Annotated in this window: 18 protein-coding genes and 2 tRNA genes; 12 read left to right on the top strand and 8 right to left on the bottom strand. The window is 45.5% G+C overall.

Translation table 11 applies throughout. From position 1 onward, the window contains the following. The 6 genes from COU47_03780 to COU47_03755 form a co-directional block, all read left to right on the top strand. Positions 1–522: hypothetical protein (locus tag COU47_03780; protein ID PIR69196.1), on the top strand; the 522-nt coding region annotated here is incomplete at its 5' end. Positions 523–546: 24 nt separating this feature from the next. Beyond that, positions 547–2,235: a hypothetical protein gene (locus COU47_03775; GenBank protein ID PIR69195.1), complete on the top strand. Its 1,689-nt coding sequence runs from the start codon at positions 547–549 to the stop codon at positions 2,233–2,235. Between the two features lie 25 nt (positions 2,236–2,260). Continuing rightward, entirely contained in the window at positions 2,261–2,647 is a 387-nt protein-coding gene (locus tag COU47_03770) for a hypothetical protein (GenBank protein ID PIR69194.1), read from the top strand. A 66-nt stretch (positions 2,648–2,713) separates the two neighbouring features. Continuing rightward, complete coding sequence (locus COU47_03765) at positions 2,714–4,498, top strand: elongation factor 4 (GenBank protein ID PIR69193.1); 1,785 nt, start codon at positions 2,714–2,716, stop codon at positions 4,496–4,498. A 143-nt stretch (positions 4,499–4,641) separates the two neighbouring features. Then, the gene (locus COU47_03760) at positions 4,642–5,031 is read left to right on the top strand and encodes a hypothetical protein (protein ID PIR69192.1); all 390 of its coding nucleotides are present in this window, start codon (positions 4,642–4,644) and stop codon (positions 5,029–5,031) included. Positions 5,032–5,040: 9 nt separating this feature from the next. Continuing rightward, positions 5,041–5,114, top strand: a tRNA-Gly gene (locus COU47_03755). Between the two features lie 135 nt (positions 5,115–5,249). Here COU47_03755 and COU47_03750 read toward each other — a convergent pair. Further along, positions 5,250–5,322, bottom strand: a tRNA-Thr gene (locus COU47_03750). A 94-nt stretch (positions 5,323–5,416) separates the two neighbouring features. Between COU47_03750 and COU47_03745 the strand changes: the two genes are divergently transcribed. From COU47_03745 to COU47_03730, 4 genes are all read left to right on the top strand, one after another. Further along, positions 5,417–6,577, top strand: a complete 1,161-nt coding sequence (locus COU47_03745; protein PIR69191.1) for a hypothetical protein — start codon at positions 5,417–5,419, stop codon at positions 6,575–6,577. A 103-nt stretch (positions 6,578–6,680) separates the two neighbouring features. Then, positions 6,681–7,748, top strand: a complete 1,068-nt coding sequence (locus COU47_03740) for a peptide chain release factor 2 (protein ID PIR69190.1) — start codon at positions 6,681–6,683, stop codon at positions 7,746–7,748. Between the two features lie 45 nt (positions 7,749–7,793). Continuing rightward, the gene (gene ftsE, locus COU47_03735; GenBank protein PIR69189.1) at positions 7,794–8,474 is read left to right on the top strand and encodes a cell division ATP-binding protein FtsE; all 681 of its coding nucleotides are present in this window, start codon (positions 7,794–7,796) and stop codon (positions 8,472–8,474) included. Then, the gene (locus tag COU47_03730) at positions 8,446–9,399 is read left to right on the top strand and encodes a hypothetical protein (GenBank protein ID PIR69188.1); all 954 of its coding nucleotides are present in this window, start codon (positions 8,446–8,448) and stop codon (positions 9,397–9,399) included. Before ftsE ends, COU47_03730 begins: the two co-directional genes overlap by 29 nt. Before the next feature lie 200 nt (positions 9,400–9,599). On the opposite strand, the gene COU47_03725 is transcribed toward COU47_03730, so the two are convergent. Both COU47_03725 and COU47_03720 read right to left on the bottom strand, forming a co-directional pair. Next, positions 9,600–10,244: a hypothetical protein gene (locus tag COU47_03725; protein PIR69187.1), complete on the bottom strand. Its 645-nt coding sequence runs from the start codon at positions 10,242–10,244 to the stop codon at positions 9,600–9,602. Continuing rightward, positions 10,241–10,447: a PspC domain-containing protein gene (locus COU47_03720; protein PIR69186.1), complete on the bottom strand. Its 207-nt coding sequence runs from the start codon at positions 10,445–10,447 to the stop codon at positions 10,241–10,243. Before COU47_03720 ends, COU47_03725 begins: the two co-directional genes overlap by 4 nt. A gap of 286 nt (positions 10,448–10,733) precedes the next feature. On the opposite strand from COU47_03720, the gene COU47_03715 reads away from it, so the two are divergent. Next, positions 10,734–12,026, top strand: coding sequence for an ATP-dependent RNA helicase RhlE (locus COU47_03715; GenBank protein PIR69185.1), 1,293 nt, complete (start codon positions 10,734–10,736; stop codon positions 12,024–12,026). A gap of 62 nt (positions 12,027–12,088) precedes the next feature. Here COU47_03715 and COU47_03710 read toward each other — a convergent pair whose 3' ends face one another. Continuing rightward, positions 12,089–12,724, bottom strand: coding sequence for a hypothetical protein (locus COU47_03710; protein PIR69184.1), 636 nt, complete (start codon positions 12,722–12,724; stop codon positions 12,089–12,091). A gap of 319 nt (positions 12,725–13,043) precedes the next feature. On the opposite strand from COU47_03710, the gene COU47_03705 reads away from it, so the two are divergent. After that, on the top strand, positions 13,044–13,541 hold the full coding sequence (locus tag COU47_03705) for a hypothetical protein (protein ID PIR69183.1): 498 nt from the start codon (positions 13,044–13,046) through the stop codon (positions 13,539–13,541). 162 nt (positions 13,542–13,703) lie between these two features. Here the strand turns inward: COU47_03705 and COU47_03700 are convergent, their stop codons facing one another. The 4 genes from COU47_03700 to COU47_03685 form a co-directional block, all read right to left on the bottom strand. Continuing rightward, the gene (locus tag COU47_03700) at positions 13,704–14,468 is read right to left on the bottom strand and encodes a cytochrome C biogenesis protein (protein PIR69182.1); all 765 of its coding nucleotides are present in this window, start codon (positions 14,466–14,468) and stop codon (positions 13,704–13,706) included. Next, a complete protein-coding gene (locus tag COU47_03695) occupies positions 14,465–14,842 on the bottom strand; it encodes a GTPase (GenBank protein PIR69181.1) in 378 nt (125 codons plus the stop codon). The genes COU47_03700 and COU47_03695 overlap by 4 nt, the downstream gene beginning before the upstream one ends. Before the next feature lie 7 nt (positions 14,843–14,849). Then, on the bottom strand, positions 14,850–15,365 hold the full coding sequence (locus COU47_03690; protein ID PIR69180.1) for a hypothetical protein: 516 nt from the start codon (positions 15,363–15,365) through the stop codon (positions 14,850–14,852). A gap of 3 nt (positions 15,366–15,368) precedes the next feature. After that, positions 15,369–15,664 (bottom strand): hypothetical protein (locus COU47_03685; GenBank protein PIR69316.1); only part of this gene is annotated, 296 nt, incomplete at its 5' end.

The following is a 15,664-nucleotide window of genomic DNA, read 5'->3' as shown; positions in this document are numbered from 1 at the left end:
AGCCCGCAAAGTCCAGAGGCGCTTTTTGCCCGCGCGCGGGCAAAAACGCAGGTAGGAGAGTTGGATGATGCCGAAAGTCTTCTTCAGCAGGCAATCAACATTAAGACCGATTACGCGCCGGCACGTTTCTTACTTGCTCAAATTGAAGCGCAAGCGGGGAATATTGCAGCGGCAATCGAGGAGACTCGCAACACGCAATTTTTGCTTCCAAACGACATCGGCGTGTTATTCCAGCTCGGCCTTCTCTATTACCAAGACGGCCAGTTTAAGAATGCACAACAGGTCTTTGAGCGAGCAATTGAATTAAATCCAAACTATTCAAACGCCCGCTACTTCCTGGGGCTTATCTATGATTTGCAAGGTGACCGGGAGGGCGCAATTGAGCAATTTGAAAACATTGTAGAGCTAAACCCGGATTCCGCAGAAATAAAACAGATTCTTTCAAATCTGCGAAACGGTCGCCCGGCTCTCGAAGGCATCCCTCCTCCGGAAGACCGCGAAACCCCTCCGTTAAACGAATAACAGATAGAATGAACTGCACTTATTGTGGTTATAGCACGGCTATCACATTTTTTTGAACGTGAATTTACAGGCGTCCATCAGGCCGCCTTTCTGTTAGCGTTTACAACAATACTCGCGAAGGTGCTGGCACTGGTACGGGACCGCATGCTTGCTTCCACCTTTGGCGCGGGAGAGGCGCTCGACATTTATTACGCGTCATTCCGCATTCCTGATTTTGTATACACACTCTCTTTATTTATTGCCGCCTCTACCGCGCTCATCCCGCTTTTATTGGAGCGGGAATCAAAAAGCAGGGAGGAGGCAAGCCGCTTTATCGGGTCGGTGCTTTCGTGGTTTTTAGTTGGCATCGGCGCGTTGGGAGTGGGGCTTCTTTTTTTGATGCCGCAGCTGACGGACATTGTTACGCCCGGATTCAGTGAGGCGCAGCGCGAAACAACAGTATTTTTGGGGCGCATACTTTTATTGCAAGCGCTTTTTTTGGGTCTCTCAAATATTGCGGCAAGCATCATACAGGCATTCCGTCTCTTTTTTGTGTACGCGTTGAGCCCCATTTTATATAACCTAGGGATTATTATCGGCATACTCCTCTTCTATCCTATCTGGGGTCTTACGGGTATTGTTGCTGGAGTGGTGCTCGGTGCATTTCTGCATTTTGCGGTGCAGATTCCTTCTATCATTCGGCTTCATTTTATTCCATTTTTTTCTTTGCGTTTTCGGCCGGGGTTGCGGCGGGCGCTTTTGTTGTCGTTGCCTCGTTCTATCGGGCTCTCCATAAACCAGCTTGTTTTTATTGCAGTGACCGCTTTTGCATCCGTTTTTGGTCTAGGAAGCATAGCCGTGTTCCAGCTTGCGTACAACTTGGAAACAGTCCCGCTTTCCGTAATCGGCTTATCGTACAGTGTTGCGGCATTTCCATTTCTTGCAGGGGTGTTTGTGCGTGACCGGCACAAAGAATTCCTTGATCATGTTTCTTTGGCCCTCCGTCATATTATTTTTTGGTCGCTTCCTTTGACGGTGCTCTTTATTGTGCTTCGTGCGCATATTGTGCGTGTCATATTGGGTGCGGGAAATTTTGGCTGGGTGGATACGCGTCTCACCGCCGCCGCTCTGGCGCTTTTCAGTGTTTCTCTTGTAGCGCAAGCGCTTATTCTTTTATATGTGCGCGCGTTTTATGCGGCCGGAAAAACAATAACGCCGGTGCTCATCAACATATTAAGCGCGGCTTTTATTGTCGGCGGGGCATTTTTCTTTTCGTGGCTCTATGATGTTTCAAGTAATTTTTCGTATACGTTTGTGAACCTCCTTCGGGTCGCAGATATTGCAAATAATAAAATGCTTATTTTGCCGTTTGTGTTTTCGTTAGGGAATATTATCAATCTTGTGTTTCTTGCCCTCTTCTTCTCTTTTGATTTTGGCTCCGCAGGAGGAAAGGGGTTTTGGCGTTCCTGTTTTCATATAACCGCAAGCTCCGTTATCATAGGCGTTACTACATTTTATGCGCTTCGGTTGTTTGATGCTGTATTTAATCTTGAAACATTCGTTGGCATTTTTCTTCACGCGGTTGTCGCGGGCGGCATAGGTATTGCGGGTGGTATTTTGTTTTTGATTGCGGTAAAGAATCGTGAATGGCGAGAACTCAAAAAGGCGCTTCTTCGCCGTTTTTGGAAAACCCCGTTTGTTTCGCAGGAACCGTCGTCAAGTATTGGGCTGTAAATTAAAAACTATATACGGAGGCACCATGGAACCGTTAAGTGCTCTGGATTTTATAAAAGGATTCGTGTGGTATGTATACTCTCATCACGCAGTAGAAGATTTTCCCGGCCCTGCCGATTGGCGGTGGCATGAGTTATTCTGTCGTGTAAGAAAAAGTGAAGCGCGCACATTCCCGGAAGTTGATTTTCGTATACGCTTTGATTGGGATGGTCCGCATCCTCACTCCGGAGATATTAGTGATGCTCTGCAGGCATTGGGGATGATATGTGACATTGACCGCGAGGGAAGATACCGTACTGAGCTTTTTAACATAGAGGCATATAAAGACACATGGGATACAATCCGAAACCGGGCATGCGCAGAACGCTGTTATGAGATAGCCGGTTCTATGAGCGGATTTTTTAAAGAATAAAAAACAAAGACGCGATAGCCGCGTCTTTTTTCTTGCAAAAGCGCTATTTCTGTCTACTATGGGGTTATGAATATAATTAGGAATTTCTGTATCATCTCTCATATTGACCATGGCAAGTCGACGCTTGCTGATCGCTTGCTTGAAGTGACTGGAACTGTAGAAAAACGGAAAATGCGGGAACAATTCTTAGACGCCATGGACATTGAACGGGAACGCGGCATTACTATAAAAATGCAACCCGTTAGGATGCGCTACCGTGCTTCTGAATCAGGACCGGAGTATGTATTGAATTTAATAGATACGCCGGGCCACATCGATTTTTCATATGAAGTATCCCGCTCGCTTGCGGCTGTTGAGGGTGCGATATTGCTGGTGGACGCTTCGCAGGGAATACAGGCACAGACTCTGTCTAATGTTGAGCTTGCACGCGGGCTTGATAAAACCATTATCCCTGTAGTGAATAAGATAGATCTTCCGCATGCGCGGATACAAGAAACCAAAGAAGAAATAACCGCTCTTTTGGGGACGCCGCCGGAAGACATTTTAGAAATTTCAGGGAAAACGGGACAGGGGGTTCCGGAGCTCCTTGATGTTATTGTTTCGCGGATTCCTCAGCCCGCAGAAGAGGCAGAAGACCGCTCGCTCCAGGCTCTTATTTTTGATTTTGAATACTCTTCTCATCAGGGCGTTATCGCGTATGTCCGTGTTGTGCGGGGGACGCTGAAGAAAGGCGTAAAGGTATTACTTGCAGGCGCCGGACATACATTTGAAGCCGGAGAGGTGGGGGTGTTTTTGCCGGACCGTCACGCAAAAGAAATGCTCAGTCCCGGAGAAATAGGATATGTGGTAACAAATATTAAAAAACCAGAAACGGTAACTGTCGGAGATACAGTAACATACGCCGCAACGCCCGCGCCGCTTCTTGAAGGGTATAAAAAACCGGTTTCTATGGTGTGGGCGAATGTTTATCCGATAGCGCAGGACGACTTCGACGATCTGAAAAAAGCGCTTGACCGGCTCCACCTCGAAGACAGCTCATTTTCGTATGAAGAGGAATCGGGGGCTTTGGGGCGCGGGTTTAGTTGTGGGTTCCTCGGTCTGCTGCACATAGAAATTATTATTGAACGGATACGCCGCGAATTTAATATAGATGTGGTGATCACATCTCCCACGGTTAATTATCAGGTAACGCTCAAAAATGGAAAGACACACGAGTTCCATTCCCCAAGCGAATTCCCGGAAGACCACGAAATCCAAAGTATACGCGAACCGTGGGCATCGTTTTCTGTTCTTACGCCGCCGTCATATCTCGGCGCCCTTCTTTCATTGCTTGAAGAGTATGAGGTTATCATGGGCGAAACCACAAATGTCGGTTCGCGTCTTGAGATACGGGGAGAGATGCCGCTACGGGAGCTGATGCGCGATTTTTACAATCGGTTAAAAAGCGTAACATCGGGGTATGCGTCTTTGGATTATGCGCTTGCTGATATGCGGGACGCAAAAGTCATACGCATTGATGTGCTGATACACGGAGAAATAGAGCCGCCGTTTTCGCGGATAGTGTCTGAGCGCAGAGTTGAACGTGAGGCACGCGCGCTTGTAGAAAAATTAAAAAAGATATTACCACGCGAACTATTTGCTTACAAAATCCAGGCGCAGGCGCGCGGGCGCATCATCGCGTCCGAAGGAATGTCTGCGCTCAAAAAGGATGTTACCGGCTATTTATATGGAGGTGACAGAACGCGAAAAATGAAGCTGTGGCAAAAGCAGAAAAAAGGAAAAAAACGCCTGAAAGAATCGGGAGCGGTAACGCTTCCGCATGATGTCTTTATTAAGGCTATTCAGAACTAATTACGAGTAGACGAGAGGCAAGAGCAAAAATCCTACCATAGAGATGATGGCGAGGATGCTTACAATGACCCATATCGCTTGAAATCGCTTTTTCTGTCGTTTTGTTTGAACCATAATTCGTTTACTCTTGTTATAATAGAAGCATGAGGCAAATTTTTCAAACGAGACGGAAGTCCCCGCAAAGGCGCATACTGTATTCATGGCCTGTTATTGTTATTCTTTTTCTCGCGCTTGGATATGTTGGGCGATACACATTCTATGCATATCGGAATTACCGTGAGGTAGAAAAAGAATACCAAGAACTCCAAAGGCGCGAAGATGACATAGCGTCGCGTATTGCAGGAATCCAGGAGGGTCTTTTTTTGCTGGAGAGTGATGCCGGACGGGAACGCATTATTCGGGAGCGTTTTGATGTTCAGAAGGACGGGGAGGAGGTGGTTATCTTCATAAAAGATGATGCCGAAGAACAGACGCCGCCGCCATCGGCATTCCATTCGGTAACCTCTTTTCTTAAAAATCTTTTTGGGCTTTAATGGAGAGGCGCGGAATTAGTTAAGTGGCATAACATTAGCTTCCCAAGCTGGGGTCGCGGGTTCGATTCCCGCATTCCGCATCATACTAGCAACAGTTACAAAGGGACATATAAGCAGGCCACAGCCGGAACATAGGTAAAAGCTTTTATTACAATGCATAAAGAGCCTCCCGCGGGCAATTGCGATCGAGGCTCTTTTTGTTTTGGTATGTATGGGTGAGCCGCCTCGGAGATTCGAACTCCGGACCTCTGCCTTACGAAGGCATCGCTCTACCAGCTGAGCTAAGGCGGCGGCTTTTTTATCCTACATGAAAAGCATTCTTGAGAAAAGATGCATTCTGTGTTTTACTGTGAAAGAATAATTCTTTGTTAGGGAGGTGCGCTTTATGCATGTATCAAAACAAAGCGCTCTTGTGCTTATTCTCTTTGCCGTATGTGCCATGGGGTCTGCGGCTGGTGCTCCGGAATGCGATAGCGAAACACTCTGCCCGCTTCCTGTTTCTCCGGACGATCTCGTACAACACCACTCAATGCTTTCTTATATAGAAGAAGCGCATGCGTTTTTAGCGGACAAAGAGATTACAAAATCAAGATCAATGGAAGACATACTTTTTTGCGTGCTAGAAGATGGCAATCTGGTTATCGTGCGGGCAACGCGGAAAGAAAAATACATTCCGCTTTCTCGTACAACCATGGAGATTGTCGCTTCAAAGACAGATGGTTACCTTGTAGAGCGCGTTGGCGGCGGCGGAAAGAACACGCGCTACCGCATTGAGCATAACCATGTATCATTGCCGCTTCTTGCAGTAAAGCGTTTTGATGGCAATGCGCCTGCGCTGTACACGCCACATTCTGATGCCATCTGCACGAACGACGTTGTCCGTGCGGGAGATGCATATCTCTCCGCGCTTATACAGCGAGCATTTGATGAGCTTATTGCCGCCCGCGTGCCGTCACGAGCATTTACCGGTGCGTATGTTGGAGAGACTCAGCGCTCTCGTCAGGAACGCATAGTAAAAGCGATACTATTGAACGAGCATATGGGGCCGGGGATGTTTCAGTGGCTGGATGCGGACATGCTCATTGAGCGTGTTATGGCTATTTTCGGAGCAAATAAGGAATGCGCGTATTCACACAGCAAGAGTCCGGCAGCTGCGCGCGGTATTGGGCAATTTATTTCTTCTACATATGAACGCGTTGTCCGTGAATATCCGAGCGCGGGATTGATCCCGTCGTTTGTTGCAGGGACAGAAAACCATCTTAATTCGGTGAAAGCGATGATATGCTTGATTGACACCGAACTTGACGCACTCAACCCCAAGGTAAAAGAACGGTTTGCGGTTGATCCGAAAGCAGTTGAGATATTTATCCCGTCCTTTTATAACGGCGGCTCATCCCGGACCCAAAATCTTATTGATGTTCTGGGCGACTCATGGGACAAGCCTCTTAATACCTCCTCCGATAGTATCGGAAAGGGTATAAAAGAAGAGACCATTATCTTTTTAAAGAAGTTCAAAGAGATAATACGGTATCTTGATTCTCAATAATCATTCGTCCCGCGCTATGCGTGGGACTTTTTTTATCCCAAAAAATATTTTATAGTAAACCATAGCATGATTGAATCTCTTCAGGAAAAAATAACCGCGTTACATGATAGCATCCGCCGTATGGCGGACCGTTTTTGACCTGGCAGGGTCAAAGAACACGCTTAAAGAACTCGAACAGAAAACGCTTACGCCGGGCTTTTGGGATGACGCAGATACTGCGCGTTCTATTACCATGCGGATTAGTGAACTCAAAGAGGATATCCATCTTTGGGAGTCTCTTATGGGCGACGCCGAGGCGCTCCTGGAACTTTCAGGAGAATCAAAAGAAGATTCAGAAGAACTCGAAGAGCGTTTCGGAGAACTATCACGGACATTTGAGGCGGAGCGAAGAAGGCTCTTCTTTTCCAGCCCGCACGACAAAGGGAATGCGGTGCTTTCAGTATATGCGGGAGCGGGGGGAGATGACGCCGAAGACTGGGCGGCTATTTTGCTGAATATGTTTGAAAAATATGCGGAGAAAAAAAAGTGGAGTGTGTCTACGCTGCATATGCATGCGGGCGAAGGGAAGGGCATAAAGAATGCGACCATAGAAATAAAAGGAAAATTTGCGTACGGCCACCTGAAAGGAGAGGCGGGTGTTCATAGGCTTGTGCGTATATCGCCGTTTTCGGCAAAAAAATTACGCCACACTTCGTTTGTTATGGTTGAAGTACTCCCCGAACTTATCATATCCGACGAAGTGAATATCCGTCCCGAAGATATGGAAATCACATTTGCGCGCTCGAGCGGTCCCGGTGGGCAAAATGTAAACAAACGCGAAACCGCGGTGCGTGCCAAGCATATCCCTACGGGGATACAGGTGCATGTGGAATCGGGCCGGTCGCAATCGGCAAATCGGGAGCGCGCCATAGAATTATTGCGTTCCAAATTATTCCAGCGCATGCAGGAGCAAGAGAAAAAGACCCTTGAAGAATTGAGTGCCGCGCAGTCTGCAGAGGCGGAGTGGGGCCACCAGATCCGCTCATATGTGTTCCATCCGTATAAGATGGTCAAAGACCACCGGACCGGAGTAGAAACAAGCGATGTGGAAAACGTTTTAGATGGTGATATTTCGGAGTTTATCCAAGCTGAAATCGAAGGCAAAGAAGCGGACAAGGATGAGAAAGAGTAATATATAGATTTTTCATGTATTTCGTGTAAAATAGAACATATACATATGATTTTTTTTGACCATGTCTCAAAAGTGTACTCACCGACGTCTACCGCTCTTGAGGATGTTTCGTTTCGTATAGAACCGAGAGAGTTTGTGTCTATTGTAGGGCAATCCGGAGCCGGAAAGTCTACGCTTTTAAAGTTGTTGCTTGCCGAAGATATGCCTTCTGAGGGACGGGTCTTTTTTGAAGATATCGATGTGCATTCCGTATCGAGGTCCGATCTCCCTGTCTTTCGCAGAAAAATAGGCACGGTGTTTCAGGATTTTAAATTACTTCCGTCAAAAACCGCATTTGAAAACGTTGCTTTTGCAATGGAAGCAGCGGGCGCGTCCGATGAGGATATCGAAACAGATGTTCCGCAGGTGCTTGAGCTGGTGGGTCTTATCGATAAGGCGCATCATTTTCCGCATGAGCTTTCCGGAGGCGAAAAGCAGCGCGTATCAATTGCGCGTGCCATTGTAAACCGCCCCGACCTCATTATTGCCGACGAGCCGACGGGCAACTTGGATCCTACGAATACTCATGAGATTATTGAGTTGCTCAAAAAGATAAATTCATTTGATACGACGGTCATTATGGCGACGCATAACCGCGATATCGTAAACGCCCTTGAGCGGCGCGTTATTACGCTTGAAGGCGGGAGAATAACCCGGGATGCAAAAAAGGGAAAATATATTTTATAACAATAAGTACATGAAAACGACCACATACGCAAAACGAATTCTAAAAATAGGAGTAATCAATTTTTGGCGCAACCGGTGGATAACGCTTGCGACGGTCATGGTTATGGTGCTTATGCTTTTTGTTACCGGCTCGTTATTGTTTTCGTCCGTTCTTTTAAGCTCGTCTATTGATCGTATAGAGAAAAAGGTAGATATCAGCGTATATTTTACGGTGGACGCGTCTGAAAGCGACATTCTAGCGCTTCAGGACGAGCTGAATAATTTTCCGCAGGTAGAAGCAGTAGAATATGTGTCACGCGCGCAAGCTCTTGAGAACTTTAAGGCGCGCCATACGAACAACGCGCTCATTACCCAGTCGCTTGAGGAGTTGGGGGAGAATCCGTTAGGCGCAAGTTTGAACATTCAGGCGCAAAATCCCGAGCAATACGAAAGCGTTGCGAAATTTTTGAATGCATCATCGTATTCGGGAATCATCGATAAAATAAACTATTTCCAAAATAAGCTCGTTATTGAACGGCTTTCAAATATTCTTACGAGTGCGCGTGCTGCGGGATGGGGAGCGACATTGGTTCTTGCGGGCGTTGTGTTGCTGGTGGCGTTTAATACTATCCGTATGGCGATATTTACTTCGCGCGAAGAGATACACATTATGCGTTTGGTTGGCGCTGAAAATAATTATATCCGCGGGCCGTTTATTATTGTCGGGATGCTGTATGGTGTGGTGTCGGCGATAATTACCACGATATTTTTCTATCCGATAACATTCTGGCTTGGTCCGAAAGCGGAAGGATTCTTCGGCGGGCCGAATTTGTTTAATTACTTTATTGCGAACTTCTTTCAGATATTCTTGTTGCTTTTGGGTGTGGGTATTGTGCTCGGCGCGCTTTCAAGCATCATTGCAATCCGCAAACACTTGAATATTTAGCCCATGATAAAAAAAGAGAAAGGCGAATATGTCGTGCTTTCGGAGAGAACGGGGAGAGTGTTTGGGCGGTATAAGACCAAAAAAGAGGCAGAAAAACGGTTGCGCCAGATAGAGATATTCAAACACATAAAAAAACGCAAAACATAAACGGCTCACACGGGGGTGTGAGCCGTTTATCGTTGTCCTAAGAGCCAGCTTGTTTAGTGTTTTTGGCGGTATACGATATACGAGTAGACAACGCTTATAAGCGCTATTGCCATCGCCGGAACAATAATCGCGCCGAGCGCAAATGCGCTGTCGCGGATTATAAGCCCCGTAAGCGCAAACAATCCTCCTATCTTAAAAAGGCGTCCCGCAAGCTTGTGCGTTTTTTCCCATACCGTGTCATCCGACAATGTCCAAGGCGTGCGGATGCCCATAAACCAGTTCCGCTTTGTGTGTTCAAGCACCGCACCTATCGCGTAAAAGAGTGCGGCAATGGGCGGGATAATAAAGAGGGTAAACGAGAACATGTAGCCCAAGTTCCAGATAACGATGAGCAGAAAGATTGCAAAAAAGAACAGGAATAATACAAGCCAGAAAAGATTGTAGTAGCTCCGGAACGATTCTATATTCTTTCGCAAAGGGTCAATTGCGGGGACGATGCGGTACACGGCAAGTAATACAAACATCACGATAGGCATTAAAAATATCCCCCAAAACTTCGGCATGTAATCGTCAGCAACCCCCCGTGCATTCCAATGGGATGCCACTTCCGCAGGGAGATAAGGGTAGGCAAAGGCCCCCGTAATAACCGCGACTCCTATGATGGCAAAACATAATAGCGTTGTTGTTTTTGTATTCATGGCTGTGTGTGGTGTTTCGGGGGGACAATAAAGAGAAAAATGATATAGGCAAATATTCCCGGGAAAATCCCGGTAAAGATAACGGCAAGCACCCAGATGACACGCAGTATCACGGGGTCTATATCAAAGTATTCTCCCAGTCCGCCAATGATGCCTGCAAATACTTTGTTTTCCTCACTTTTGTATAATTTTTTGTGTGTCATGGTTGGTCTCGTTTATGTTTTTGTCTGCGCCTATTATAGACGGAAACCTACGGATTATCCAGCCAAAAATTCTATAACTATCAATACGCGTCACCTAAAACAATATACAGCGCGTGTCTTTTGCGGGGAGGGGCGTACAACCATTGACTTATGTGTGCATGCATGCTATCATGCCTGTACGCTTTTGATACTCGTGTGGGGCTCCAAAGCAGCAAACAGCTCATAGAGCGTTTGAATTATTACCTGCACAGCCCCGGGACGGTTAATCGTTCCGTAAACACAAACAATGAATACATCATCACATCGGCGTAGCCGGAGCGGCGCAACGCATGGCCGCCGAGGCTCGTTTTCTCATACAAGATCGCAGAGACGCGGGAAATTTTATCGTGGCCGTCCTTCCCAGCGGCATGGTGGTAGCATGCAGTACGGCAGACAGCGCCAAGGAGGGAGAAAGATTCCGATATTTGATCCGTCCGCATTTATCAACACGCATCCCGTAAGCGCGGCTGAAGAGCAATATGTATCAAAGCATACTTTTGATACATTTGGTTTGGATGCCCGGCTTGTGCGTACTGTTGCTGCGGTTGGCTTAAAAGTTCCAACGCCTATTCAGGATCAAATCATACCCGAGATACTCCAAGGACGCGATGTTATCGGTATCGCAGAAACCGGCACGGGCAAGACCGCCGCGTTTCTTCTTCCGCTTATCCAGCATACGCTTAGGCACCCGATCCGACAGACGCTTATTCTTGCGCCTACACGCGAGCTTGCTTTGCAAATATCTGGAGAACTACAAACTTTATCAAAGGGACTCCGGATGTTTTCGGTTGTCTGTGTGGGGGGAATGAGCATCCGCCCGCAAATCAAAGCACTCCGTCATCAGAATCAGTTTATCATTGGCACTCCGGGGCGCATCCTTGATCTTTTGAAGAACAAGCACCTTGCGCCTCGCGCAATTACAACGGTTGTTCTTGATGAAGCAGACCGCATGCTTGACATGGGCTTTATCCGCGACATGAGAGCAATTCTTTCGTTGGTTCCAAAAGAGAGAGAGACACTGTTGTTTTCTGCGACAATGACGAAAGAGGCAAAAGAGCTTGTGCATGATTTTCTCCGCAATCCGGTGTTGATATCAGTAAAGAAAAAAGATGTTGCAAACACTATTGAGCAGGATGTGGTTCCATATACCAATGAGACAAAATTTGAAACACTCATCGCATTACTTGCTGACTCCGAATTCAGGCGTGTACTAGTGTTTGGCGTGATGAAGCACAGCGTAGAAAAGCTGGCGCGACAGTTGCTTGCACGAGGGATGCGCGCCGAATCAATTCATGGCAACAAAAACCATAATGGACGCCAGCGGGCTCTTGCGCGGTTTAAGAGCGGGCAGGTGCAAGTGCTGGTTGCGACTGATGTCGCCGCGCGTGGCATCCATGTTGAAGATGTAACGCATGTTATCAATTACGATCTCCCGAGTACATTTGAGGATTATGTGCACCGCATCGGCCGCACTGGCCGGGCGACAAAAAAAGGCAAGGCACTTACTTTTGTGCCCGCGTCTTCTTTAAGAGGGAGATAAATTGATACTGGACGACTCGAGCAAGAACCGTGGTCGGTCAAGCCCAGTAAGGTTATTTTTAACTATTTTATTTTAACCAGCTTGACGCTCTTCGAGCGCTTCTTATTTTTAGGCTTGATATCAAATAATTCTTTTCCATATATCCACAGAAATTTATCAATCTCTTTGAGACTCCCAGAGAGTTTATAATGTTTTCGAAATTCATTCAAAACTCTCTTGAACTCCCGGAATTGTTTCAAATCAGATCGTCTAAAATCTGAAAACTTGTTTTGTTGCTGATATCCCCATAAAACCTTATCAACAAACTGGTCATAGATGGGGTATTCTTCGGGATTGTGCCAATGAGAATACTTCGTGGCAAATGAGTAAAATATTCTATCTGCGAAGTCCACCTTAGCAATTTTGTCCACAATCTTTATATCTCCATTTTTGAGAGATTGGTCTATTTTTTTAAGACTGTGAATGTGCTCAGCCATTTTGAATATAGCATAGACACTCGTACTATATAGCGCATTAAGAGCGCTTACTTTCAATAAAACATTTTTGAAATCAGAATTTTTGGGGAATGCGTCAAAAAGTTCTTCAAGAGCTTTGTCGGCAACAAAATACCTTTCATCTTTTTCATATTTCTTGAAATATTTATTGACCAAGGCGTTGTTTGGGGTTTTTAGAGTTTTTACTTTCTTTTTTTTGTTCATATTTTAATTCTATCGCAACCACCATATTTATATAGTAAGTTGCCTGCAACGCGCTTCGAACGCACGAGGTCGCTACACTCCTCGAGCTAGCTCAAATTGGCTGGCTTCTACGGTCTAGAACCACCCACAGTGAGGCACCGTAAGGGTTCTTTCGATGCTTTGAGTATAGCAGATTTAGGGGTCTCGGTCGGGTCGTAAATAAGACAAATGAGACACCCCTTAATATCCCTGTCTTGTGTCTTATCTAGTCGGTAACATTTAAAAGATAAGCGGCAGCTGGATCCCTGACAACAAACTCGAACCAATCATAACTAAAGACTTGTTTGATGCGGTACAGAATAATCTTAAAGAACGATATGTGACTCGGACTGAAGGCAAGGAGTTCGCCTTCACACAGATCATGCGATGCGGACTCTGCGGCTCAGGTGTGACTGCCGATGAGAAGTTCAAGAAGCTCAAAGATGGATCAGTAAATCGCCATGTCTATTACATGTGTACTAAAAGCCGAGACATCAACTGCAAAAATCGGTACATAAATGAAAGCGACTTAATCAAGGAAATGTCGCGGATCCTCGATGTTATACATCTTGATGAACTTGGCTTGCGTGACCGGATTGATGCAGAGCTAAAGCGATATAACAGATTCAGAACTGGTGTACTTGGAGCTAAGAAGAAAAAAGAATCAGTGTCCGAACTTGATATCAGGAATTACGCAAAATACTTGCTACAAGAAGGAACTATTATGGAGAAACGGGAGATACTAATGCATCTGAGAAGTAGGCTCGTGCTTGAGAACAAAAAACTGAGTTTGGGCTAACTTATAACTCAGTTACTCTCGGAAACTGCGTGTTGAATGATCTCTAAATTACAACTTTTGTGATCCTTGCACCATGCCTCACACTTTTCTGCCCATTCCTTATCTGCATATATCAAACCACATTCCTCACATTGCCAATTATCTTGTACTTGTAAACCATGATTATAAATACTCTAACAAACCTTCATAGTTAATAAAGTCAAACAACTCATACCCATACTGAATGGTAAGCCCAAAGTTATCCGTTACTAGAAGCAAACCAAGGAGAATTAAGAACACACCCCCGACAATCGATACCCACTTAAGGTATTTTGAGATACGCTCTATGTAGGCTGTAGCTTTAGAAAATGCAAACGCGATTATCAGAAACGGAATAGCAAGACCGAATGAGAATATTGTTAGCATCAGACCACCTTGAAGCGCAGTGCCAGAAGTACCGGCAAGGAGAAGAATTGATCCGAGAATGGGCCCGACGCATGGCGTCCAACCGAGTGCAAAGGTGCCACCAATAAAGAAAGAGCTTGATGGCTTTCCGAGTGTTAGCCATTTTGGAATGGGAATTCGTTTGTCACTCTGGAAAAACGGAAGTTTAAAAAAGCCCAGCATAAAAAGACCGAAAAGAATCACAAGCACCCCACCAATGCGCGCAAGCCAGATACGATATGGTGCGAGTGCCGTGCCGGCAAACCCTGCCAAGACACCAAATGCTATGAAAATCAATGAGAACCCGGCAATGAAAGCAAGCCCATTAAGAAATATCTTTCGTCGAGCTGCTTTAGAAGTTTCTGGATTTTTTAGAGCGTCTTGGTCAACACCACTTATGAAGCCAAGATATGCCGGCACAAGCGGCAACGTACATGGCGCAAGAAATGTAAGTAATCCTGCGACAAATGATGCTATGGCAAATCCTATACTAAGTTCAATCATATGTTTTTATCTTTATTCATTCTTTCTAGAAATGACGAGACGGTCGTAATCAAATCTGTAACCGAATGTGCCTTATTGATTGTCTCGGCAGAAATCGCTGATTCAATTGATTCGTCTTCAATAATAAAAAGTGCTGGCAATGGTTCGTCATTCTTTTCTGGGTATTGTTCTTGAAATTCGTCACGATGCAAAAACTCCACATCATACGGAAGCGATTCAACAAAAGATTTCCAACTCTCTTTCATTGAGGTAGTCCCGAATGTCACCTTGCAAAGATTACATTGGTACGTGTTGGGTGACACAGCCTTATGGACGGTATCTTTAAGAGACGAGAGGATGCCACTATCTGCGTTGTATACAAAAAGTAATTTCATATTTATTCTATTCAATAATCTTGTTTGCATGCTCACGCATTTCTTCTAATTCCATCGGACCTCGCTTGTGTACTACAATCTGCCCAGCACTATTTACAAATATAGTCTCAGGCATAGAGAATCCTCCAATCGATTTGTAGAATGAGTCCGACGGGTCAAGGAGAAACAACATATCATCTGTAATACCCAGCTCATCAGTAAATCCTTTTGCTTTTGCAAGCGGTTCTTGTCGATCAATCGCAATAACCGTAATTTGATCACCAAACTCTTTTTGAAGTTCTGCAAAATCAGACAGCTCTTTTACACAAAACGGACACCACACCGCCCAACTATTGATGACAAGTGGCGTACCTCGAAACTCTTCAAGGGAAACATCACCTCCTTCGTAGCTAGTTAGAGAAGCGGAAGCAAATCTATCAAAATCACCTCGGCTTCCCGTATCTGTATCACGAGTAGTTATGCCGAAATATAATACTCCGACGATAACAATGATTCCTATTGCAATGATTAAATAGCGATTCATATATTAATTGTTGAGAGCTTGTTCAATTACTGCAAACACCTGTTCGTATGGCAAAGCACCGCTAAAAGGCATAAGATCACCATTTGCTGTTACCACAATGACATAAGGTGTGCCTCTTCCTCCCATAGAAACAGCTTCATTACGGTCGGTTACCAATTTTGATTCTATCTCCCCACTATTATCGAGGCATCCCTTAAACTCTTCTTCATTTATCCCTAATGATACGGCGGTTTCTATACTGAAATCATCTCCCAATCTCCTTTGATTATCGAGCATCTTGTCTGCAAATTCCCAGAAAG

The organism is Candidatus Niyogibacteria bacterium CG10_big_fil_rev_8_21_14_0_10_46_36 (genome assembly GCA_002772995.1).
Taxonomy (GTDB): domain Bacteria; phylum Patescibacteriota; class Minisyncoccia; order 1-14-0-10-42-19; family 1-14-0-10-42-19; genus 1-14-0-10-46-36.
Note: the sequence above shows the minus strand (reverse complement) of the source record. Positions and strands in the feature narration are given on the sequence as shown.

Excerpts from the sequence above, each read along its gene's own strand:
- COU47_03745 (PIR69191.1), top strand. The coding sequence starts at position 5,417 with ATGCATGTATCAAAACAAAGCGCTCTTGTGCTTATTCTCTTTGCCGTA.
- COU47_03730 (PIR69188.1), top strand. The coding sequence starts at position 8,446 with ATGCAAAAAAGGGAAAATATATTTTATAACAATAAGTACATGAAAACG.
- COU47_03720 (PIR69186.1), bottom strand. The coding sequence starts at position 10,447 with ATGACACACAAAAAATTATACAAAAGTGAGGAAAACAAAGTATTTGCA.
- COU47_03690 (PIR69180.1), bottom strand. The coding sequence starts at position 15,365 with ATGAATCGCTATTTAATCATTGCAATAGGAATCATTGTTATCGTCGGA.
- COU47_03770 (PIR69194.1), top strand. The coding sequence starts at position 2,261 with ATGGAACCGTTAAGTGCTCTGGATTTTATAAAAGGATTCGTGTGGTAT.
- ftsE (PIR69189.1), top strand. The coding sequence starts at position 7,794 with ATGATTTTTTTTGACCATGTCTCAAAAGTGTACTCACCGACGTCTACC.
- COU47_03760 (PIR69192.1), top strand. The coding sequence starts at position 4,642 with ATGAGGCAAATTTTTCAAACGAGACGGAAGTCCCCGCAAAGGCGCATA.
- COU47_03710 (PIR69184.1), bottom strand. The coding sequence starts at position 12,724 with ATGAACAAAAAAAAGAAAGTAAAAACTCTAAAAACCCCAAACAACGCC.
- COU47_03700 (PIR69182.1), bottom strand. The coding sequence starts at position 14,468 with ATGATTGAACTTAGTATAGGATTTGCCATAGCATCATTTGTCGCAGGA.
- COU47_03740 (PIR69190.1), top strand. The coding sequence starts at position 6,681 with ATGATAGCATCCGCCGTATGGCGGACCGTTTTTGACCTGGCAGGGTCA.
- COU47_03715 (PIR69185.1), top strand. The coding sequence starts at position 10,734 with ATGAATACATCATCACATCGGCGTAGCCGGAGCGGCGCAACGCATGGC.
- COU47_03765 (PIR69193.1), top strand. The coding sequence starts at position 2,714 with ATGAATATAATTAGGAATTTCTGTATCATCTCTCATATTGACCATGGC.
- COU47_03725 (PIR69187.1), bottom strand. The coding sequence starts at position 10,244 with ATGAATACAAAAACAACAACGCTATTATGTTTTGCCATCATAGGAGTC.
- COU47_03695 (PIR69181.1), bottom strand. The coding sequence starts at position 14,842 with ATGAAATTACTTTTTGTATACAACGCAGATAGTGGCATCCTCTCGTCT.